General features: G+C 61.9%; 12 protein-coding genes. 6 read left to right on the top strand and 6 right to left on the bottom strand.

From position 1 onward, the window contains the following. Positions 1 to 8: 8 nt before the first annotated feature. Positions 9 to 2,390 (top strand): S9 family peptidase, encoded by a 2,382-nt coding sequence (locus tag KOR34_RS07390; protein WP_146563597.1) that lies wholly within the window; start codon positions 9 to 11, stop codon positions 2,388 to 2,390. A 258-nt stretch (positions 2,391 to 2,648) separates the two neighbouring features. After that, positions 2,649 to 3,545 carry a GntR family transcriptional regulator gene (locus KOR34_RS07385; RefSeq protein ID WP_197531227.1) on the top strand — a complete coding sequence of 299 codons (897 nt, stop codon included), beginning with the start codon at positions 2,649 to 2,651 and terminating at the stop codon, positions 3,543 to 3,545. 81 nt (positions 3,546 to 3,626) lie between these two features. On the opposite strand, the gene KOR34_RS07380 is transcribed toward KOR34_RS07385, so the two are convergent. The 4 genes from KOR34_RS07380 to KOR34_RS07365 all read right to left on the bottom strand — a co-directional run bounded on the left by KOR34_RS07380 (position 3,627) and on the right by KOR34_RS07365 (position 10,150). Beyond that, positions 3,627 to 4,556, bottom strand: coding sequence for a dihydrodipicolinate synthase family protein (locus KOR34_RS07380; protein ID WP_146563594.1), 930 nt, complete (start codon positions 4,554 to 4,556; stop codon positions 3,627 to 3,629). Positions 4,557 to 4,712: 156 nt separating this feature from the next. After that, entirely contained in the window at positions 4,713 to 5,741 is a 1,029-nt protein-coding gene (locus tag KOR34_RS07375; RefSeq protein WP_197531226.1) for a DUF1559 family PulG-like putative transporter, read from the bottom strand. A gap of 66 nt (positions 5,742 to 5,807) precedes the next feature. Continuing rightward, on the bottom strand, positions 5,808 to 6,254 hold the full coding sequence (locus KOR34_RS07370) for a hypothetical protein (protein WP_146563592.1): 447 nt from the start codon (positions 6,252 to 6,254) through the stop codon (positions 5,808 to 5,810). A gap of 242 nt (positions 6,255 to 6,496) precedes the next feature. Continuing rightward, positions 6,497 to 10,150, bottom strand: a complete 3,654-nt coding sequence (locus KOR34_RS07365; RefSeq protein ID WP_228714539.1) for an FG-GAP-like repeat-containing protein — start codon at positions 10,148 to 10,150, stop codon at positions 6,497 to 6,499. Positions 10,151 to 10,760: 610 nt separating this feature from the next. On the opposite strand from KOR34_RS07365, the gene KOR34_RS07360 reads away from it, so the two are divergent. The 3 genes from KOR34_RS07360 to KOR34_RS07350 all read left to right on the top strand — a co-directional run bounded on the left by KOR34_RS07360 (position 10,761) and on the right by KOR34_RS07350 (position 19,969). Next, positions 10,761 to 14,387, top strand: a complete 3,627-nt coding sequence (locus KOR34_RS07360; RefSeq protein ID WP_197531224.1) for a PEP-CTERM sorting domain-containing protein — start codon at positions 10,761 to 10,763, stop codon at positions 14,385 to 14,387. 129 nt (positions 14,388 to 14,516) lie between these two features. Then, on the top strand, positions 14,517 to 16,901 hold the full coding sequence (locus tag KOR34_RS07355) for a PQQ-dependent sugar dehydrogenase (protein ID WP_146563589.1): 2,385 nt from the start codon (positions 14,517 to 14,519) through the stop codon (positions 16,899 to 16,901). A gap of 302 nt (positions 16,902 to 17,203) precedes the next feature. Continuing rightward, positions 17,204 to 19,969 carry a DUF5695 domain-containing protein gene (locus KOR34_RS07350; RefSeq protein WP_197531222.1) on the top strand — a complete coding sequence of 922 codons (2,766 nt, stop codon included), beginning with the start codon at positions 17,204 to 17,206 and terminating at the stop codon, positions 19,967 to 19,969. A 204-nt stretch (positions 19,970 to 20,173) separates the two neighbouring features. Here the strand turns inward: KOR34_RS07350 and KOR34_RS07345 are convergent, their stop codons facing one another. Then, positions 20,174 to 20,839, bottom strand: a complete 666-nt coding sequence (locus tag KOR34_RS07345; protein WP_197531221.1) for a sigma-70 family RNA polymerase sigma factor — start codon at positions 20,837 to 20,839, stop codon at positions 20,174 to 20,176. Between the two features lie 568 nt (positions 20,840 to 21,407). Between KOR34_RS07345 and KOR34_RS07340 the strand changes: the two genes are divergently transcribed. Then, positions 21,408 to 22,217, top strand: coding sequence for a cobalamin B12-binding domain-containing protein (locus tag KOR34_RS07340; protein ID WP_390620783.1), 810 nt, complete (start codon positions 21,408 to 21,410; stop codon positions 22,215 to 22,217). 43 nt (positions 22,218 to 22,260) lie between these two features. Here the strand turns inward: KOR34_RS07340 and KOR34_RS07335 are convergent, their stop codons facing one another. Further along, positions 22,261 to 23,295, bottom strand: coding sequence for an SAM-dependent methyltransferase (locus tag KOR34_RS07335; protein WP_197531219.1), 1,035 nt, complete (start codon positions 23,293 to 23,295; stop codon positions 22,261 to 22,263). Between the last annotated feature and the right edge of the window lie 36 nt (positions 23,296 to 23,331).

Raw genomic sequence — 23,331 nt, 5'->3', positions numbered from 1 at the left:
ATATATCAATGCCAAGCCGCCCGCCGCTGCTCGTCGTCGCCACGCTGCTTGCTTGCTTCGTGGCGACGGTCATGGTCGATCGCACCGCCGCTGAGCCGACAGGCGGCGCAGGCGCTCTGCAGGATGCCGACCGCCCCAAGTCGCCACAGCAGCGACGATGGCGCCGCCGCGGCGAGGACGGGGTCTACAAGGCGTCGATCGAGCCGCACTGGTTGGCCGACTCCAGCATGTTCTGGTACCGGAACGAACTCCCTGAGGGCGTCCGCGAATACGTGCTGATAGATGCTGAAAAGAACAGTCGGCAGCCCGCGTTCGACCACCAACGCCTCGCTTCGGCGATCAGCGAAGCAACCCAAACGGAGGTCACCCCCGACAAACTCGACTTGGCGGGGGTAGAGCTTACCCCGGAACTCGACGCGATGCGGTTTTCGTTCGGCGGCGACCGATACAGGTGCGACCTGCAGTCCTACGAGCTGACAAGCTCGGACGTGGCGGAGCCCGACGAGGGAGACAACCGCCAGCGCGGATGGCGCGGTCGACGTGGTGGCCCCAACGAGCGGGCCGTTTCCCCGGACGGAAAGTGGGAGGCCTTTGTGAGGGATCACAATGTCGTGTTCTGTGAGGCGGACGGCGGGGAAGAGGTCACGCTCACGGACGACGGCGTCGCCGACTGCCACTACGGCATGCTCGATTGGTCGCCGGACTCAAAGCGCCTGGTCGCGTTCCGCATTACGCCCGGCGACGACAAGCAGGTACACCTATTGGAGTCCGCTCCGCAGGGCGGCGGCCGGGCCGTGCTGCACAGCCGCGTGTACCCGCTGCCCGGTGATCGCATGGCGTCGTATGAGCTGAACCTCTTCGACCCCGAGACCAACGACCACACGAAGCCGGACGTGGACCGCATCGAGTTCGGCTGGCCCCGAGTCGCCTGGCGGCCCGACGGCCGCAGCCTCGCCTACACGCAGGTAGACCGCGGGCACAAGCGGCTGCGCGTGATCAAGATCGACTCGCGCACCGGCGAGGCCGCGACCATTGTCGACGAGTCGTCGGACACGTTCATCTGGACGGAGCACACCGAGAACCTAAGCCTGGACCTGGTGAACTGGCTGGAAGACGCCGAGGAGTTGATCTACGTCTCGGAAGCAGACGGGTGGCGCCACCTCTACCTGTACGATGCGGCCAAGGGCGCGCTAAAGAATCAGATCACCCAAGGCGAATATGTCGTGCGGGGGATCGAGCGGATCGACGAGGAGAACCGCCAGGTGTGGTTCTCTGCAAGCGGCAAGAACTCGGACCAGGACCCGTATTTCTTGCACCACTACCGGGTCGACTTTGACGGCAAAAACCTCGTGGCGCTGACGTCCGGCAACGGCGACCACCGGGTCCAGTACTCACCGGACCGACGTTACTTGGTGGACACCTCCAGCCGGGTCGACGCGCCCCCCGTGCACGAGCTCCGCAGCTGCCGCGACGGCGCTCTGATCAGGAAGCTGGAGGAGGCGGACATCTCGGAGCTGAAGAACAAGGGGTGGCGCCCGCTGGAAGTATTCCACGCGAAGGGACGCGACGGCAAGACCGATATCTGGGGGGTGATCAGCCTGCCTTCCGACTTCGACCCCGCCAAGACCTACCCGGTCATCGAGTCGATTTACGCCGGGCCCCAGGGCTCGTTCGTGCCGAAGTCGTTCCGGGCCAGCAACCGCTACTCTTCGATCGCTGATCTCGGGTTCGTCGTCGTGCAGATCGACGGCATGGGGACCGCCAACCGCAGCAAGGCGTTCCACGACGTGTGCTGGCACAACCTCAAGGACGCGGGATTCCCGGACCGCATCCTCTGGATGAAGGCCGCGGCAAAAGAACGCCCGTACATGGACCTGACTCGCGTCGGGGTCTACGGGGGCTCCGCGGGCGGGCAGAACGCCACCGGCGCTCTTCTTTTCCACCCAGACTTCTACAAGGTTGGCGTTTCCGGGTGCGGCTGCCACGACAACCGCATGGACAAGTCGTCGTGGAACGAGCAGTGGATGGGGTACCCGGTCGGCCCCCAGTATGCGGAGTCCTCGAACATTGATAACGCCCACCGCCTGCAGGGAGATCTGATGCTGATTCTGGGCGGCATGGACAACAACGTCCCGCCGGAGTCGACCTTCCGGCTAGTCGACGCGCTGGTGAAGGCTGACAAGGACTTCGAGTTCGTGTTCGTTCCCGGCGCCGGTCACGGCATGGGCGGTCAGTACGGGTTCCGGCGGATGCAGGAATTCTTTGTGGAGCAGCTAGTCAGTAAGCCGGCGTCTGGCCCTTCGAAAGCCGGCATAGCCGATCAGGGGGCTGCGGGCGCTAACAGCCCTGAGCCCGCCGGCGCCGCATCCGGCAAGGACGAGGCGACTTAGGCAAGCAGCGGCGCCCCGACGACAGGCCGTTGGCCCCGCGGGACGCCTAGGGGCCGGCGCGGACGTGGTTGTCGGCGCCGCTGGCCTCATGCTATGATCCTCGGGCCGCAGCCGGATGGCGCCCGGACTCTCGCTCCGCCGGCGTATCTAGTGCGGCGACGGACTCGCCGGCGGCGGATTGCGCGCCTCCCAAGCCGGTGGCGTTGGCGCGATCTGTTCTGGCAAGGCGGCGATCGAGAACAAGCTTCAAACCGCGGAATGAAGAGCAAACCCAGCCTCGCCGACTACATCTACTCGGACATCGCGACCAATCTGGCGGAGAACGGCGAGCCGCCGTGCCGCTTGACCCTCTCGTCGATCGCATCGCACTACGGGGTGAGCCTCAGCCCGGTCCGCACAGCGGTAGAACGTCTCGTTGCGGACAGGCTGCTGAAGACGCTCGACAACGGGCGGCTTGCTATCGGCAGCCGAAAGAAACTGCCCAAGGCGGCCAGGCTCACCAACGTCAGGCCACCGGTGAATCACGAGGAAGTGATTCGCTCGGACGTCATCCGGCAGAGTCTTCTGGGTGAGGACGGCTTCCTCCGCGAGAACTGGGCAGCCGACCGCTACGGCATCGGACGCACCGCCCTGCGGCCGATCCTAAGCCGGCTGGCCGGCCAGGGGCTGATCGAGCAGGTGCCCCGCCGTGGCTGGAAGGTCCGTCCGTTCGACAAAGACGACCTGTGCGCCTTCATCGAAGTCCGCGAACTCCTGGAACTCAAAGCGCTGCGTCTTGCCCAGCCGGAACTGCAGGAGGAGCGTCTACAGGAACTGCTGGAAGCGAACCAGGCCTCGGACCTGATGAGCCCAAAGTCGTTGGACAACAACCTGCACCAGTACTGGATCTCCAACTGCGGGAACCCTTACATACAACGATTCTTCCAGCGCGAGGCGGTGTACTACCGAACGCTCTTCGACTACGCGGCGCCCGAGGCGTCGGTGGTCGAGCAGATGGCCGACCAGCACAGCCGCGTGCTGGAGGCGCTCATCGACGGCAATTTCCGCGAGGCGAGCGCCGCACTGAAAGAGCACATCCAGGCCCAGAAGCCGATCGTTCAGGCGCTGATCGCCCAGCTGCAGGAATCGCATAGCGCCGGTCAGGCGGCCAGCTGACGGCGGCACTCTGTGCCGACGCCCCTTAGACTGCGGATTCGCACCGGTTTCATGCTTGGCCCGCCAACCACCGAGCTTTCATCAAGATGCCAGCGCCGTGTCCGACTGCACCGGAGGGCCGGTTGGGCGGGTGGCGATCGCATCCCGGATGGTCTTAAGCACCGCTGCGCGTTCTACCCCGCTGATAGGGAGCCGCGGGGCCCGGACCACCTCGGACCCGTAGCCACACTCAACGTTTGCTAGCTTGATGTACTGCACCAGCTTGGGGTGGGTGTCGAGGTGCAGCAGCGGGGTGTACCAACGGTAGACCTTTAGTGCCTCGTCCCACTGACCGGCCTGGGCGAGGTCCCAGAGCAAACGGTTCTCGGCAGGGAAGGCGTTGACGAGGCCGGAAACCCAGCCCTGGGCGCCGAGTATCAAGCTCTCTAGAACCAGGTCGTCCACGCCACACAGGAGCGTGTAGCGCTGCCCGCATCGGTTGAAGATGTCCGTTATTCGACGCGGATTCTCGGACGACTCCTTGATCGCCACGAACTTGGGCTCGTCCGACATCTCATCGAACATCTCGGGCGTGATGTCGATGCTGTAGCTCACGGGGTTGTTGTAGCACATGATCGGCAAGTCGACCGCCGACGCCACGGTACGGAAGTGGGAGATCGTTTCCCTGGCGTCGGACTTGTAGACCATCGCCGGCAACAGCATCAGCCCGTCGACGCCGGCGTCCTGAGCCGCTTGAGAGAACTTGCACGCCAGTGACGTGGTGTACTCTGCGACGCCGGTCAGCACCGGCATCCGCCCGTCGACCAGGTCGACCGTGGCCTTGAGGACATCGACCTTCTCTCCGGCGTCGAGCGAGCAATTCTCGCCGACCGTGCCCAGCATGATGAGGCCATGAACGCCGGCGTCTATGAGCGCGTTGACGTGCGACAACGTCGCTTCTACGTCCACCCACTCGTCTTCGCGGAACTGCGTGGTGACGGCCGGGTAGACTCCGCTCCAATGGCTAGACATCAACATCCGCTCCTAGTTGGGCTTGCAGATCGTTCGCCTGATCCAGATACGGGTCGCGCGAGCCGGGTTAGACCCAGCGCCAAACGGTTCTATAGCGGCTGTGCGATCACGCGTTTCAACTACGGCGAGGGGGCAGCCTGACTCTCCGCCCGTGGTTTACGGCAGCTCAAAGACCTCGCCGTCGGCCCGATTGCACAGGGCTAGCCATGTGAACTCGGGGTCGATGTCGTAGTTGACCATTGTCACGGAACCGTCGCACAACGCGATGTTGAAGCCGCCCGCGTGGGCGGATCCGAACTGGTCGCAGTCGCCGCAGACATAGCCCCCGCGTCCGTCCGGAACGATCTCGATCGGGTCGTCGTTTTTTGGCGGATCGTTGGCGAATCGCACGGCTTCCCACTGGGCGCCCTGAATCCACGCAAAGTTATCGCCGTGAGACTTACCCTCGTAGAGGTTCTGCGGGACGTACTTCTCACCGAGCAGCATCGTTTTAGACGTGCCGTCGGTGATGTGCCGAGGCGCAATCAGTGGGTTTTTCAGCGCGTTGGACGCCGCCGCCTTAGCGGTGGGGTCCTGGGAGACAATCACGCCGGTGTGAATCGTCTTCCTATCGTACGGGTTCGCACCCCTGTATGGCGTGAGGCCAGGGGCTTGGAATGTGTTGCCGGCAGTGTTGGTGTCGCCACCGTTGCCTGCGTAGTCATTGAGCAGTCCACCGGTGGGGTACCAAACGGTCGTAAAGGTGGGGGTCCGCCTGCTGGGGCAGAAGATTGAGGTAGGGCCGTTGCGGAGCACAACGAGGTCGTTGGTCTCGCTCCACAGCGGACTCTCCTCCAGGTAGGGCATGGTTTGATACATCCAACCCCAAGACTGCTTGTCGAGTGTCGCGGGTCGTCCATTATCCATTACGCGGTCGACGTGATAGATCTGGTTGTGGCCGCCTGTCGGGAACCGCTTCAGCGTGTCAACATGCAGCAGACAGGCCAGGGCCCACTGCTTCATCTGGTTCTTACACTGCGTGCGGCGGGCGGACTCACGGGCCGCCTGCACCGCTGGCAGGAGCAGCGCGATGAGGACGCCTATGATCGCGATCACGACGAGCAGCTCGACCAGCGTGAAGCCTGAGCTGCGACCATTTAGCGGGCTCGCGCCCCAAACACGCCTCGAAGTGACATCCCTACCCATTGCACTCCCCATAAGATTCGCGGTTCTACGATAGTTTTCGCGCCCGTCTACCATGCAAGACGGCGCTTAACGTCCCGCCTTAGCTTCTAGCTGACTGATCTCTGTGTCGGTGACCTCGCGGGTGAAGCCGTCGATCGTGACCAGCATCCGCTTGCCGTCGACTCCCGTCTTCTCGTACGCGACGACGGTGTCGGGCGGTGAGGAGGCCAGGTTGAGGCCCCAGACCACCACAAACTTCTCGCCGTCTCGCTTAGAAGTTAGATACTCGGCCGGGTTGTTTGATACCGGCGCGAAGATTGCTTCGAGTTCACTGTAGTCCTTCGGTGGGCGCCCGAGCTCGCGCGTTGCGTTGCGGTACGACGTCACAACGCCGCGCAGCATGTCGCCATCGCTCGCCTCGGGAACCTTTCCGCCGCCACCGCTCTCACCGCACCCCACACAAACGGCGAGGATAGCGAGATAGAGAATTGAAAAGTCACAACACTGTGCGGCAGTGTTCTTACTGCGGATCACGGATTGCCTCCTGGCTTGTCCAGTTAGCCGGCACGCATCGGCGCTGCCGGAGCAACGGGCGCCTGCCCCGCAAGGCCCGAGTTTACCCGTTGCCAGCCCCGGATGCAAGAGATTGTGTACAAAAACATTTCATCGGCGCGGCGGTCGGGACGTTTTGTGCAACCGATACGCCAGCCTAATGCGAATCGCGTCGCAGCCGTTGCTGCTGGCTGGCGATTGCGGGAGGAGTTTTTGCCGAGTGGCTAACGTTTCAGCTCGAAGAGCAGTTCATCGGCGTGCGGGCGGTACTTCACCAGCTCGCCATCAGGCCAACGAACCTCGATCGCCTCGACGCGCCCCTTCGCCCCAAGTCCGAAGTGGAGCGCCGCCGGCTGCTGGGAAAGGTAGCCGCCGCCCGCCGAGACTTCCGCGGTCTGCGTCCATCCGTCTGAACGTCGCAGGGTCACCATCGCCCCAATGGCGGTTGGATTCCCGCGGGGGCCACTCAGCTTCACAGTCGCCAACCGCCCTCCCTCGGGGGGGCGGTTTTCAAACGCAAGCCCCTCGCCACTGTTCACAGACACTACCAGGTCAGGCCATCCGTCGCCGCTGAAATCGGTCGCGACCGCTGCTCTCGCGTCACCCGGGACCACGAGGCCGCTGGCTGCGGGCGAGACCGAAGAGAAATTCCCCTTCCGATCCCCGGATAGCAGCAGGGAAAGGCCGCCGTCCCATCGCCCGATCTCACGGCGGGGTGAGAAGCAGTTCTGAGCAATAAAGCAGTCGGTGTACCCATCTCCGTTAAAGTCATTTAGAACAACCCCCATGCCGGGCGCGATCTGAGCGAGCACCGGTAGCGGCTCGATGCTGAAGCGTCCCAGCCCGTCGTTCCGGAGCACCACGCTGTGCATCGCGTTCGCTTCTACCTTGATCGCGCCGGCAAGCTCCTCGTCGCCAAGCATCTCTGAAAGAGGAGCCGCGGCGTACTCGGCGAAGGTGGGGTAGGCTGCTTCGATAAACGGTATGGCTCGTTCCAGCACCGGTTTGCTGCGGGTCGGGACTAGCTGGCCGTCACGGGTGTGCACGCCCTCAACCGCCAGCTTGCTCCCATCGGCGTTGAAATCGCCGTAGAAGAGGAAAGCAGGACGCTCGGGAGATGGTTGATACTCGGTGTTGGCTCCCACGTTCGACACCACGTAGTCGATGTCGCCGTCGCCGTCTATGTCGCGGCCGGCGATGCCGTTCCACCACCCTTTTGATTCGGCGATACCGGACTCAGCGGTGCGGTCCCGTAGTGCGCCTTTCTGGTTGACATACACCTTGACCGGCCCCCACTCATGAGTCACCAGCAGGTCAATCCAGCCGTCACTGTTGACGTCGGTCCACAATGCGCTAGTCACCAACCCAGACCTCAGCAGTTGTGGCGCCGACTCGGACGTGGCGTCGACGAAGCGTCCCCCATCGTTGCGGAGCAGGCGGCTGTTCGGCGTTGTCGGGTGTTGGCCGGGAACGCACCGGCCACCGACGAACAGGTCGAGGTCGCCGTCGCGGTCGAAGTCGACCGTCGCAATCGCTGCACTGCTGTCGCGGAGGTCGGGCAGCGCGCCGTCTGGGGCCGGCGAGAACTCTCCTGAACCATCGTTGAGGTATAACGCATCAGCAAGCGATGCGTCTCCCGGCTCCGCCTCGATGCTGCCGCTTACGATGTAGAGGTCGACGTCGCCGTCGCCGTCAGCGTCGAAAAACAACGCGTTCAGACCCTCTCTGGCGCCCTCGGGGTCCGACCAAACCGGGAACAAGCCGCTTCCGTGCATTCCCCACTTTCCATTCTTCTCGTTAAGCAGGATCGAGCCTGCAAGGTTGCGGCACCCGCCGAGAAACAGGTCGTCTGCGCCGTTGCCGCTCACATCGCCGCACGCCAGCCCGGGGCCAAGCCGCGAGAGCCCGACTGGCAGCAGCGGCTGTGTCGAGAAGTCGTCGAACTCACTCTCCAGGTGCAAAAGCCCACCTATCGCGGCTGATCGGCTGAACATCGCCTTCTCTTGCGGCGCCTCGCGTTCTGCTGCTGGCGGACTCGCAGGCTCGGTGACTGACACCAACTGGTTGGCGCCAATCTGATGAAACTGCTGCCGGTGACCGCTCGGCCATTCAACGCTGAGCTCATCGATGAGCGTTGCCTGCCCAACCCCAAAATGAATCGTCGGGTCGCTCGAAGACATGAAGCCCCGCGCAAGTGATAGTCGCCTTGACATCTCGACATCTCCGCACTTGATCCGCACGACCGCTCCGACCCCGGATCGATTGCTTGTGCGACCAATAAGCTTGACCCGGAGGGCGCCGCCCTGCCGGCCGTCATTCCGGCACACCGTCACCATCTCGTTGAAGTTGTTAATCACTAAATCGAGGTCGCCATCATTGTCCAAGTCACCGAAGGCGGCGCCGAAGCTGACGCCCTCCTGGTCGAGTCCCCAATCCGCTTCTACCCGACGAAACCGTAGCCCGCCGAGGTTCTGAAACGCCAGGTTCTTCTCTCTGAGTGTGTCCTGGCGGTCCCAGTAATCGTTGTAGGCGTCAGAGTTCATCGGCCCCATCTTCATGGCCGACATCTTGAGGTCGCTGTTGCCCCAGTCACGACTCATGCCATTGGTGAAGTGGACATCAACGTTCCCGTCCTGGTCGAGGTCGTCCATACGCACGGACCAGGTCCAATTGGTGCTCGCCATGCCGGTCAGGTAGGCCACCTCCTGCATACGCTCGCACCCGGCGTTCAAGTAGACAGCATTCCGCATGTACTGACGCGGCGTCGGGGACTCCAGGAACCAGCCGTCGTCTTGGATGTCGCCCATTGTCTGCTTGGCGCGGAGGTGCGTGTCGGAGGCCATGTCGGTGCCGATGAGATCGAAGAGGCCATCGTTGTTGAGGTCTCCCGAGTCGCACCCCATCGAGAACCACGGGGTGTGCGGCAAGACCTCCGCAGCCGTGTCGGTGAAGGTCCCGTCACGGTTGTTGCGATAAAGGCGATCCGGCCCATAGAAGTCATTGGCGACGTAGATGTCGGGCCAGCCGTCGCTGTCGTAGTCCCACCACACGACGCCGAGCCCTTTGTGGTTGCCCTCAATGCCGGCTTCCTCAGAAACGTCCGTGAAGCCCTTCTCGCCGTCATTCCGGTAGAGCCGGTCGTACTGGCCGGACTCGATAATCCCATAGCCCCCGTCTGGAAAACGGATGGTGTCGTGGTACTCACGGAACCTGTCCGGGACGTGGGGGACGCCCCTGCGGTCGTAGGTCACCCGGTACTCAATCTCGTTGTCAGGGGGTATGTGGTTGGTTAGCAGGTAGAGATCGAGGTCGCCGTCTCGATCAAAATCCTCGAATGCGGCCATAGCACTGGAACCACTAAACGCGAGGCCGAATTCCTTGGCCTTCTCGGTGAAGGCGCCCTCGCCGTTGTTGATGTACAACGTATTCGGGCAGTCAAAACCGCACACGTAGAGGTCGAGGTCGCCATCGTTGTCGATGTCAACGAAGGTGGCACCGGTGGTCCACAGATCCCCCACCGCCAGAATCCCCGCCTTGGAGGTTGCGTCTTCAAACCGGAACCCACCGAGGTTTCGGTAGAGTCGGCCACCATCGGTTGAGCGTGGAAGAAAAACGTCCGCTAGGCCGTCGCCATCGTAGTCGCCGATGGCGACCCCGCAGCCCGTTGTGTTGTTACGGAGTTGTCCCGAGCGACGGCTCCACTTGTGAAAAAAGTCGATCCCAATCGCGGCGGGATCGACGGTCTCGTACAGTTTCTCGCCGCCCCCACTGCTCCGCGGGGCGAGCGGCGTCGCCCTGAGCAGGTCGGACTCGGCCTCCGCAGCCGATACTTCTTGACTGGCGGCAGTAAGGCCAGCCAACAGAACTACGACCGCCACGAGCCTGCAGCAGGCTTGAAACGAAGCAACTGAGTTCATTGGACGCTGTCTCACGCAGAGAAGAGGTAACCCAAGTCATCTGACTTCGAGAGGAAGGCAGCCCAGCTTTGGACCGGTTTCCTCTAACACTATGTTGTACACGACGCCCGCCGGGTTTAGAGCTGGGTGGCGTTGCAGAACAAGTTCGTCCACGAACAGGCGCACCCACACAAGCGAGTTGCGGTTTTTGCGTAGCGTCACCTGCCGATCGACCGAGCATGGGAGCCGCCAGCCCATGGTGTAACTGCCAGCTCGTTAGGTTAGCGATGCGAGACTTACCGCATGGGCCTGGCTCTCAATCGGCCAACGCAAGACGCTGGAAGCCAAAAGCGGCATTTCCATGGAAATCTGCTTGACTACTGATGGAGAGGTTTTTATTCTGCACGCAATGTCACGTTTTGGCGGACGTGGACGATCTTCGTTTTCTTGGTTGATCGGCATCCTGATTCCGCATCGAACGACGGCATGCCTCATCGAAATACAATCCTGGAGACTGCATAACATGTGGCGCCGATTTGCCGTGTTGGGTCTTTTTCTTGGTGGGTTGCCTGCATCTGGCGTGAATGCACAGGTGCTTGAGCTGGGACTCGACGGCGTCGCCTGGGAAACTCCCAACGACACCGGTCCACTGGTCTATAAGGAGGTCGCCGAGTCCGAACTGGTCTCGGTGAAGGCCAAGATCTCCAACCAGACCGCGGGCTTCTGGTCCCAGGCCGGCGTCATCGCTCGGTTGCCAAATCCGGTCGACCAATTGCCTGATCAAGAGGACTGGCAGGCCGCGTGGAGCTTCCGCCCCGGTGACGAAGGGACTTGGGACCTGCAGCACAACATGGCTACTGCGGGCGTCGAGACCGAACTTGGACAAACCGGTCTTGATAGCGCTGACCTTACGTATGTCAGGCTCGACAACCTGGGCTTGGGTGAGTTCCAGGCGTATTTCGGCAGCGGCACCGACGATTCGATCTCCTGGACCGCTCTCGGAAGCACCCAAACCAACGCTAACCTGGTGGGCCAAACGCTGCAGGTTGGCGTCGCCGGCGGCGCCATCGGCGCCTTGCCGGGAGCCGTTGCGCTCTTCGACTGGGTGGAGATTGAGACTTCGGTTGATACGTTCCGCGACGACTTCGACTACACACGCGACTTCGTTGCCGACGGCCTACCCAGCCCCGGAATCTGGGATGGCGTCCTGAACGGGACCGCGGGCGGGGTCAACGTCCAGACGGGCGACATTGGGCAGTGCGTCGTCTGCAATTGGAACGTGAACGGCTCTGGCGATTTCGCCAACCCAACGAACTGGCTCGACGAACTGGGCGGCGCAATCCGCTTTGCTCCCAACCGGAATATCTCGCAGGTGGTCTTCGGTGCAGTCTCAGCCGCCGGACCAGCGGTGGTGTTTACCAACCAAGACATGACCGTCGAGCAGATGACGTTCGACAACGCCACCAACAGCTACGTGCTGGGCGGTGGCGGGTCGATCACATTCGACTCAGCCGGCGCCGGAGGGTCGATCGATGTCGTCTCTGGAACTCATCAGATCCAGGCAGACCTCTCACTGATGACCGATGTTACGGCGTCCGCCGCAGCAGGCGCCGTCCTCGACATCAACGCATTGGTTTCTTTAAACGGCAACACGCTTACCATTGATGGAGCCGGCACAATCAACCTCAACAACGGCGTTGTGCTCGTCGATGGCGGCGGGATCGTCAACAGCGGCGCTCTCGCGGGGCTTGCGGCGGCCGACGGCGACTACTCGCAAACCGGCGGAGGGAGCTTGCTCTACACACTCGGCGAGAGCCCTGAAATCGGCATCGCCGGCATCGCTGAGCTGAGCGGCGCCCTGGAACTGTCAGTCGCTGAAGGTTTTGTCGCCGCTCCTGGCGCGAGCTACACGCTCCTAACGGCCAGCAGCGTCGTTGACAACGGGCTGCTGTTGTCCGGCGCCAACGCGGGTCAGTTTGATCTACTAGTTAGTGATACAGCGGTTTCCGTAATCGCCAAGGCGGTGCCCGAGCCCGCCACGCTGCTTATGACCCTCGCCGGGATTGCAGGTTTCTGCGGCATCAGTCGCAGGCGACGCTGCTCTCCAAGGCTGTGGACGTCCATGTCGTTGCTACTTCTGCTAGCCGGATCGCCCGCCATGGCGGACACGTTGACGTTCGGGCCTATGGACGAGGACGTTACGTACCGCGACGAGTTCGACGTCTTCTACGATTATTACGCCGCCGACGGCGGCGTGCCCTCGGGCACGTTTACGTCGTCCTTGGGGGGCACGGCCTCTTGGACGGCGACCCACAATGCGCAGAACGGGACCGACGGGAGCTTCCCGTCGACGTTTGTCGCCAGCGGAACCGACGGCATGGGGGTCTCGCGCCCAGGCAAGTTGGTGATTGAGGACCTCGCCTTCCACGTTAATACCGATGGCGCGTTTGGCGTCGGCTTCGAGGGCAACAAGAACAATGCCCCGTTCTTGTTCGCCAACGTCGACGCCGGTGACAACTTTGAGGCAACTATCAAGATCGACGACCAAACCTCCGGCTTCTGGTCCTACTCGCCCATCGTGGCGCGATTGTCTGGACCTCCTGTAGGCCTGGGGACGGGTGACACGCTTGACCCATCCGAGGCGTTCATCACCGCCGGTAATTTCCGCACAACCGCGGACGACCCCGAAACGCCCGACGTTGACGAATCCTTGAATATGGCCGCCCTCGTCCAGAACGTTGGCGACTTGAACGGCGATGGCGGGCTCCAAGAGCAAGAAGGTCAGGGCGCCTACACGCTGGATGCCTTCCCCCTGTACGTGAAGCTCACCAAGCAGGCTTCGCAGTTCACAACCAGCACTTCGACCGACGGTGTGACCTACACGGAACGGGTCTCGGTGGTGAACCCGCTGCTTAACAGCCCCGGCAGCCTGCTCGAGGTTGGGCCGTCGTTCATGATGTTCCAGGGTGGTGAGTTCGGGCAGACGGAGCTGGACTTCTTTGAGATCACGGTCCAGAAACAACTGCGGTTTACGGACGCCACCTGGGCGCCCGGGGGAACGGTCGCCAATGGCAACTGGAACACCGGAGGGAACTGGACGTCTCTAACCGCTCCCGGCGAGGTTCCGAACGCCAACTCGGTGAATGTGGTGCTGGGGGCGGCGAACGCCGGTAGCGGCGGAGTGACGGTTTACAACAACCAGGACATAACAATCCGCTCGCTCTCCTTCACCAGCGCCGACAAGTACGCGGTCTCTGGGCTTGGCAGCATCACTCTAGAACCTGACGCGCTATCGGAGACCGACGCGGACGCTACCTTTATTAGTGTCGAGTCTGGCGCCCACGAGATCCAGGTGTCCGTGGGGATCAGCTCTGCCGCCGCCGATGACAACCGCGTCTTCGCCGCTCCGGGCACACAGCTAGACTTCAACAACCAGCTGAACCTCAACGGCAAGTCGCTGCGGGTCGAGGGCGGCGGTGTTGTGAACGTCAACAACAACATCGATACCGGAACGTCCGGCGAGCTGATTGTGGACGGCGGCGTGCTCGGAGGAACCGGTCGTGTCAACGGCAACGCGACGAGCACTGGGGGCGCCGTTTCGCCCGGCCAGAGCGTTGGGTTGCTGACTATTGACGGCAACTACTCGCAGGACAGCGCCTCGTCGCTGGTCATCGAGCTTGCCGGCGAATCGACCGGGCAGTTCGACGTCCTCTACGTGCTTGGCTCGGCCGTGCTCGACGGCGTCCTCGACATTCAGTACGCGAACGGCTACGTGCCCTCGGCTGCTGACATCGGGGCGACCTGGGAGGTGCTCACCGCCTCCTCCGTCAATAACGCGGGCGTCATCGAGCTGGACAGCAGCGATGCATCGTTCTACTCGCTCACCGCGACCGCGAACTCGCTGCTCCTTACGCTCACCGCAGAGCCCGTCCTCGGGTTGGTGGGCGACTACAACGACGACGGCGTGGTTGACGCCGCCGACTACACGGTTTGGCGTGATGCGTTGGGGACGTCCACAACGTTGCCCAACCGTGACCCGGGGCTTGGTGGCGTAGTCGGGGCAGACGACTACAACGCCTGGAGGGACAACTACGGTCTATCCTCCGCCCCGGAAGGGACCACCGGAACGGTCCCAGAGCCGCTTGGCGTCGCGCTGCTGGCGGTGGTGAGTGTTGCCGCGATGGCTTCGAGATCGACCCGGCGTCGATTCACTTGCTGACGCGCGGCACACGATAGGGTGTCGAGAGTTTTCCAATGGCACGTCCGCTGGCGGCGCGTCACCAGACGCGCCGTCGGCCGCGTGCTTTTTTCGCGCCAACGATCCCACCACGCATGGAGCTGCTTCAGTATGTCTGTGCACCGTCGCTTTGCGATCACACCAGCGGCGGTTGCGGTCGCGGCGACGCTGCTCGTTGTGTCACCGCCAGGCGCCGGCGCACAAGGAGTTGGAGCCCAATATGTTACAGGGCTAAGTTTCTTCAACTACGCCAGCGAGGGCGTCACGGGAATCTTCCACGCTCCAGGAAGGTCGAACGATCTATTCGTTAGCGTGCTTGACGGTCGCATTCTTCGCGTCGACTTGACCAACGACTCTGTCAGCACCTTCGCGACCATCCCCGACGTGCATACAAGCTTCGGGTTTTCAGGGCTGCTGGGCGTCGCATTCGCCCCAGACTACGCGACGAGCGGCCGGCTGTACGCGCATATGTCTGATGACCCAGATCCCTCCGCCGGGGTCAACCACCGAACCTACGTTCGAGAGTTCGTCTTTTCGGATCCCCTGTCGGGCCAACCTACCCTCAGCAGCAGCTCGGATATTCTGCGAATTGATCAGCCACTCCACGATCACAATGGCGGGTTCCTTGGCTTCCAGCCCGGCGACGATAGCACGCTTTGGATCGCCGTCGGCGACGGCGGAAACGACGGATCCAATCCGGATCCCGTGCGGACAGGGCAGAACAACACGGACCTGCTCGGTTCGATCCTGCGGGTCGACGTTACTCGCGACGACTTCCCGCTGGACCCTACCAGGAATTATGCGATCCCAACCAACAACCCGTACGCTGATGGAAGCGGCGGAGCGCCCGAGGTCTGGAGCTACGGGCTGCGATCCCCTTGGGGCGCCAGTTTCGATCGTGCCAACGGCGACTTCTACTTCGGCGACGTTGGGCAGGTAACCCGCGAAGAAGTCAACTTCCAGCGGGCGGACGCGGTGGGCGGCGCCAACTACGGCTGGCGGGTCAACGAGGGTGACACCCCCTCCCCGTTCCCGCAGGACCCTGGCGATCCATCGCCGGACGACCCTTCGCTTGTCTCGCCGATCTACGACTACGTCCACACCGGTGGCTACGGAGGAGGAAACTCGCAGCCACTAACGGGCCGCTCGATTACAGGCGGCGTGGTGTACCGCGGACCGATTCAGGAGCTCCAGGGCGTCTACCTCTTCGGCGACTGGTCGAGCCGGCAGGTTTGGGGGGTGCAGGTCGACCGCAACGCCAACGGCGGGCTGGGAGCGGTGGTCCCCGGGACAACGCTCAACTTCTCCGAGACCTTTGGCCGCTCCGATGTCTACGGCGGCGCAGGTTCGTTCGGCGACGGGGTAACCGCCTTTGGAGAAGACTCTGAGGGGAACGTCTACTTCGCGGAGCTCGACGGCGACATCTACAAGATATGTGCTCAGTGTGGCCCGGGCTTGCCGGACCCAGAGCCGCTACCCCAAGGGCCGCGTGGCCCGCTGGAGCCTCTCTCCCCCATGGTCGACACCTTCGACATCGCCCGCGACTACCAAGACGGCACAGTCGGCGCGTCGGGAATCTGGAGCGGCGTGCACAATGGCGGGTTTGGCGGGCCGTTCGACGCGGACATCACCAACGATGGCCAGCTCTCTGTGGGGATGGAGCCCCTGGGCTGGGGCGGCGGCGGCGGCGACGAAGCCCCCTTCCTATTTCGTGAGGTCGATGCCGAGAGCCTGATGGAGGTTCGGGTCAAGATCTCCAACCAGACGCGGGGGAACTGGTCGTCAGCAGGGATCCTGGTCAGGCTCGCGGGCCCGTTGGACGACGACGACTCCAATGACCAATTCCTATCCGCCCACTCGTTCCGCGTCGGCACCGATGAGCAGCCCGGAGACAACCTTCAAACCGCCAACATCGTGAACGGCTCCGAAGGTGAAACGAACCAGTCACTCGACCACGACCTAGAGTACATCCGCCTCGTACACAACGGCAATGGCGAGTTCGATGTATACACCTCGCAGGACGGGGACGACTGGGTCATGCGAGAGCAGGTTTCCAATCCCAACCTAGCGTCCGGAATGCTCGAGGTTGGACTCTGGTCTGGTTCTTACCCTGGCGGCCTGGAGGGGGGCGAGGCGCGATTCGACTGGGCAGAGATCGTGCTCGGCACACCGGCCGGAGACTACAACGAGGACGATGTGATCGACGCCGCCGACTTCACGGTTTGGAGAGACTCATTAAGTGATACCGTTGCCGCCTGGGCGGGCGCCGACGGCGACGGCGATGGAGTTGTCACAGTATCCGACTACGATATCTGGCGCCAGAACTACGGCGCAGTCAGCAGCACCGCTGCCGACTCGAGCTCGGGGGGGATTCCAGAGCACCGGTCCGCGACGCTGGTGATGGTTGCACTTGCAATCGGCATCTCTCTGTCGCGGCAGCCCGAGTGTCGCACCAAGTGGAGACGCAACCTCATAGAACCAGCCCGGTCAATGTAGCTCGCCTTGAGATGCATAGCGCACCAGAGTTCCCGCCTAAGTCCTCCCCACGCAGTAACTTTCGAAGCTGGCGAACGCCACATCAGCGGCCGTTTGCCGAGCACTCGGCTTAAGAACGAGGCCGGCCCCTAGTGGTCAGGCACTACTCGAACGCAACCCGCCTGCGTCGAGTTAACCCGCGAGCGACCGCGTTGCAACAGCGTCGCGCAAAACTGCGGCCGGACTTGCCCCCTAACCCACAAAGTGCGAAGGGCGTGTTGATTGGCGGTTGCGCGCCCGCCACAACCACAGGATGCCGAGCGATGAGAGCTCCCAGATCGCCCCAAGTCACACTGTCGCGTCCTTCGACAACCGCGGTGCTCTTGACGCTGTGCACGCTTAGCGCGGGCACGTGTCTTGCATCGCCTTCCGAGACCTTCAAGGTTGAGTGGTCCGATGGTGCGATCGTCGATCTGCGCAGGGTCGACGACGCGTTCGATACTCCCTACATCCGTTCGGGGGCGCGACTTGGCGACGTCGACCTGAGGCTGCGGAAACCGGGAGGAGAATGGCGGTCGATCAGCACCTCAGACCTGGCAGAGAAGGGAGCGACGCAATCGAATGGCGGCGCCAGCGAGCGCACCACAACCTACGCGATACCTGCACCTAAGCTGAACGTCACGATTGCGATCCGCGTTGCCACGGAGTCGATCGATTGGACAGTAACTCTAGAGAACACAAGCGAAGCGCCCATCGAGGTGGGAGACCTCGCGTTTCCGCTGCCGATGAATACGCGATTCGCACGCGGTTCGGCTACAACATCGGTGCTGAAGCATAGCTTCGTATCTGGGCATGGGTCATTCTTCTTCTGGATGCGTTCGAATAGCGTTGGCCCCTACCTGACAATGACGCCCATCGGCGACACAGCTCTTGAGTACTGGGACGTGAAACGCGGGCTGTACCGCGCTTACGCCCACTCCGGCGTGATTGGGCCAGAGACGTCTGAGCAGGGAGGCAAGTGGCGGCAGCCCCACACCACCGCCATCCTGCAGCCCAAGGGCGCCCGACGCAGCAAACGCACCTACTCGTTCCGTTTCCAGTGGGCAGACGACTACGACCACGTCCGCGACCTGCTGGTCCAGAACGGCCTGGTCGACATCCATGTCGCGCCCGGCATGACGATCCCGTCGGATCTCCACGCGGAACTCGCGCTTCGCTGTCAGCACCCCATCGCTTTGGTGGAAGCCGAGTTCCCCGAGGAAACCCAGATCGACAAGCTGCCTCCGAATGGCGACTACAGCCGTTGGCGCGTCAAGTTCGGCAAGCTAGGCGAGAACCGCCTCAAGGTCAGCTACGGCGACGGACGCCACGTCTACCTCGAGTACTTCTCTACCGAGCCGCTGGAGACGTTGATCAAGAAGCGCGCCAGCTTCATCGCCCGCTGTCAGCATCTGGACCCGAGCAAGTGGTACCACGGGCTGATCTCGGAATGGAATATGGAGAGCGGCGTCCTGCTCGGACCAGACAACTACGACCGGATCAAGGGGTGGAGGATCTACGAGGTCACCTGCGACGACCCAGGACTCTGCAAGCCCGCCTTCCTGGCGGCCAAAAATTCCGAGTACCCCGATCAGCGGGAAGTCACTGCGCTGGACGACTACGTCGAGCACTTCGTCTGGGGCGGCCTGCAGCGCACCACGACGGAACCCTACTCCTACGGGATCTACGGAATCCCAGACTGGAAGCAGAACCGCGAGAGTGACGATCCGGGCGAGAAGGGCCAGCAGCACCTGTGGAGAACTTACGACTACCCCCACATCGTGCTCATCTACTACCACATGCACCGCTTGGCCCGCGACTTCCCCAACATCCGTACGCGACTGACCGCCGAAGAGTACTTGCAACGGGCGTTCGGTACGGCGTGGGCTATGTTCACGGTCCCGTGGGATATCGTGCAGTGGTCGGGCTATCCCACCGGATACTACAACGAGCTGGTCCTGGTCGATCTGATTGATGCATTGGAGCGCGCCGGCAGGCAGGCCGAGGCGCGGCTCCTGCGGCAGTGCTGGGCGCACAAGGCGGAGCAGTTTGTTAACGGAAAGATCGATCTATTCCAGTCGGAGTACGCTTTCGACTCGACCGGCTTCGAGTCGACCCACGCGCTGGCGAAGTACGCCGTGGAGCAGGCGTCCGCATCAGCCGGCACCGGAGAGTCCCTTGGCTACACTAGGCAAGAGGCGAAGGCCTTCATGGAAAAGCAGCTCGCCGCAAACCTGTTCTGTCGGGGCGTCATCGAACCGGCGTACTACTACCTGGGGAGCGACTACCGCGGCCGCGGCGGTGACGGATACACACTCAGCTATATGGCGCAGATGGGCGGTTGGTCGGTGCTCGACTACGGACTCTACTACGCGGACGAGCCGGCGGAGTACCTCAGGCTCGGTTACACGTCGTACCTGAGCTCGTGGGCGCTGATGAACTCCGGCACGCCGGAGTCCAACTACGGCTACTGGTATCCAGGCAAGCAACACGATGGCGCCGCTGGAGGCGGCTTCGAGCCCGCGCTATCGGGCGAGACGTGGCTGAACCAGCCCCACCACCGTGGTGCTTGGTATTACGCGTGCGAGATCGACCTCGGATACTGCGGTGCGCTGCGATCGGCGGCGACCGTGCTCGCCGATGACCCCATCTTCGGGCGTTTCTGCTTCGGCGGCGCCCTGTCAGAGTCGGATGGGAAAAGGCTTAGAGTCGAACCACGTGACGGGCTACGCCGACGGTTCCACGCATTGCTAGACGATCGCAAACTCCACTTGCTGCTTGAAACAGACCGCTTCCAATCCGGCGAGCAACTCGAGCTATCGACAGATTTGTCCTCAATCGCGTTCCGCATCGAGAGCGACAACCCGGTGCGAGGTTCCACGCCAGTGACCGTCTCGCTCCCGCAGCAGGGGCTGTGGCGGGCCACAGCAGGCGGGAAAACGCTAGGCGACCATTCTTGCAGTTCTGCAGATTCGACCTGGTCGTTCGACGTGCCCGTTCTCGATGGAGGCCGGTCGGAGCAAGTGATCGTACGCCGCGTCGATCGATAGATCTGGGACTGCCTGCTCAAAATGAACGAGGCGTATAGTCTGAGCGTCGCAGTAGAACTCGTCGAGATGGTAAGAGTGTAACGGGCATAGCAGCAGATCGCGTGACACGGCCAGAGCGTCTACCGTCCGCTGCGACCACGCCGCAACGAAAACTCGTTACACTCAACTCGGTGCACCACCAAGTAAGATGGAATCAACCCAAACTTACGAGACGACCGCTCCAAACAACTCGTCGCGGTCGTAGGATTCGGCCATCTGCTTGAGCTTGCTGACGGCCCGCCCTTCGAGTTGTCGAGCGCGTTCTTTGGAGATGCCAAGCTTGTCCGCCAAGTACTGGAATGTCCGAGGTTTGCGGTGAGCACCTAAGGCGTAACGGCTGCGGATGATGAACTTCTCGCGGCGGTCCAATCCCTCAAGCATCGAGTAAGCCAATCGCCGGACATTCTGCCAAGATTGGTCCAGAGCGGCAGACCCCTGTGACTCAGACACTGGCTCCACGGCGTGCTCTTCAACGCTGCAGGGAACACGCTGTTTTTCCTTCTGAGCATCCATCACGCACCTGTAGAGATTCCGGGCAATTGAGCGGTAGGCGTAGGTGCTGAATCGGAACCCGCGATCGGCATCGAACTTGTCGACTGCGTGCATGAGCGTCATCGTGCCCTCGCTCACCAGCTCGTCGAACGCATGTACAGGCGACACGTACTTCTTGGCCACAGCCATGACTAGTCGCATGTTGGCGGTAATTAAATGGTTGCGGACCGCCAATGCTTCATCGAGCAGCACGGTTGCACGCTCTATCAACTCTGTTCTCTGTTCGCCGCGTGCGATTCTCTTCTTTAGTGCGCTGGTCCTGAACTTGAGGAAGTTCATGCGGAGGAACAACTCAGCCTCCTCCGCGGGCGACAAGAGCTCAGTCGACCCAAGTCCTGCTACCGGGCCGGTGGATTTTCTCCCGTCGGATCGACCTGTCAGCTGACTACGCAGGCGCTCCCAGGTCGCGCATCGCCTAACTTTCGTGCGGGTAGAGAAGCCATCATTCGGGATGAACGACGTATCCGCTGACATCAGCATCTCGAGCGACCTAGCTTGAGAAGGCGACTCGCTAGGAGAAGCAGGGGGTGCCGTGTCGATTAGAGCAGTCATGTTTGGACTCTCCGGGCGTGCAATTCGTTCAAAACGCTCACTCGATCATATGGAGTTCGCCGTATGAATTCAACCAAAATAATCAGAAAAACTCCTCAGACCACCCCGACCGGGTAGCCGCATCCACAGCATATACGCCAATTTGCCCGAGAATCAGGTTTGTTCTACAATGCTTTAGGCAAAATCGCTGGGATTGGATCAGCAGTAAATTCGTGCAAATCACCTGAACGCCAGCATGGTCAGTCGAATCACGCCAAAGCAGGTCGCAAGGGCCCTGGCGGTCAGCGAGTCGTCGGTGAAGCGTTGGTGTGACAAGGGGGTAATTGAGACGGAGTACACACCAGGAGGACACCGACGTGTCTCGTTGCCCTCCTTGATGCGTTTTCTAGCAGACTCGAAACACAAACTCGCCTTTCCAGAAGCACTCGGGCTCCCCGCCACCAGCGGTAAAGGGGAATTCGTGCTGGATCGCGCCGTCACCGGGCTGACCGACGCGCTGCTGCGGGGCGACGAGCAGAGCGCCAGGCAGGTCGCAATAGATCTTTACCTTGCCGAGTTCAAGCTGAGCCGCGTCTGCGATGAGGTCTTCGCACTGGCATTCGAGCGGATCGGCGACGCGTGGTCGTGCGGGGACGCTGAGGTGTTCCAGGAGCGTCACGCGTGCGTAATTCTTCACCGCGTCCTGCAGGAGCTTTCGACGTTCCTCCCTAGGGTGGCGAAGGCGCCAATCGCGATAGGCTGCTCAACCGCGGGCGACCACTACTCGCTCGCTACGACTATGGCCGAGCTGGTCCTCAAGGACTGCCAGTGGAATGCCTTTTCATTGGGTTCGAACCTGCCGCTGGCGTCGCTTGATCAAGCAATCCGCGTGCGACGGCCCAAACTCTTGTGGGTGAGCTGCTCTTACCTGACTGACGAAAGCCGGTTTCTAGCCGAGTACGACCGCCTCTACAACGAACACGGTTCAACGACCGCATTCGTGGTCGGGGGGACGGCCCTGAAAGAATCCACCCGGCGCCAGATGCAGTACGCCGCCTACTGCGATAACATGCAGCATCTCGAGGCCTTCGCAGGCACGCTTCGCAACGCGATGCCGGAGTCTTAGTTGAGCATCTGCGACTAACTGCATTTATACGCGTCTTACTTGCCTACCTTGCAAGTGGTTTACTGTACAACAGTTGGTGGACGCCAACCTTCCTCTCGAGAAACCCCGCCTCGCAATAGCATAGGTAGTACTCCCACATCCGCAGGAAGCGTTGGTCGAACCCAAGTTCGAGCACTCGCCGCCGGTTCTCTGAGAACCGACCACGCCAGGCCGCGAGCGTTTGAGCGTAGTCTCTGCTGAAGTCCTCCGAGTACGTCAGCCGCATGTCAGTGTGGCCGCCAATGCAGGATGCAATCTTCCCAATACTCGGAAGAAAACCGCCCGGAAAGATGTACTTCTGAATGAAGTCGACACCCCGGCGGTAATGATCGTATCGTTGATCGGGTATGGTGATTGCCTGCAGGGCCATTGCCCCCTGTGGACGCAGCAGCGATGAGCACTTTGCGAAGTACTCAGGCAGGAACTGCTCACCCACCGCCTCGATCATCTCAATAGATACCAGCTTATCGAATTCTCCAGTCAACTCGCGGTAATCGGTTTGCAGTAAGTTAACTCGACCAGCGCAGCGGCCTGAGCGGAGCCGCTTGCTGGCGTACGCATGCTGCTCTTTCGATATCGTTGTCGTGGTGACACGGCAGCCGTATCTTTCAACGGCGAACTCGGCGAATCCGCCCCACCCGGTACCGATTTCCAGCACGTGGTCGGCATCGCTCAGCCTGATTAGGCGACACAATCGGTCGTACTTCTCAAGCGAAGCCTCCTCCAACGTCGACATTTCATGCTCAAACACGCCGCAAGAGTACGTCATCGTCGGGTCGAGCATCAGCTCGAAGAACTCGTTGCTCAGGTCGTAGTGGGCGGCGATGTTCCTCCTGCTCCCCCGCACTGTGTTGCGGCAGGCGGCCCTGGAGAGGTAGGTGAGAGGAGATACCAGCCAGCTAGCCAGCCCCCCAATTCGTGCGGAAGTGGAGAGGTTCCTAGCCATCACCCGCAGGACCCGCGTCAGGTCCGGTGTATCCCAGTACCCCCTCAGGTAGGCCTCAGCGGCGCCGTTCGCCCCACCTGTCGCAAGCAGCAAGTAGAAACCTTGGTCGCGGACAGCTAATTCGCCCTC

This window comes from Posidoniimonas corsicana, assembly GCF_007859765.1.
Lineage (GTDB): Bacteria > Planctomycetota > Planctomycetia > Pirellulales > Lacipirellulaceae > Posidoniimonas > Posidoniimonas corsicana.
The sequence above is the reverse complement of the archived record's forward strand: the minus strand, read 5'-3'. Positions and strand labels throughout refer to the sequence as shown.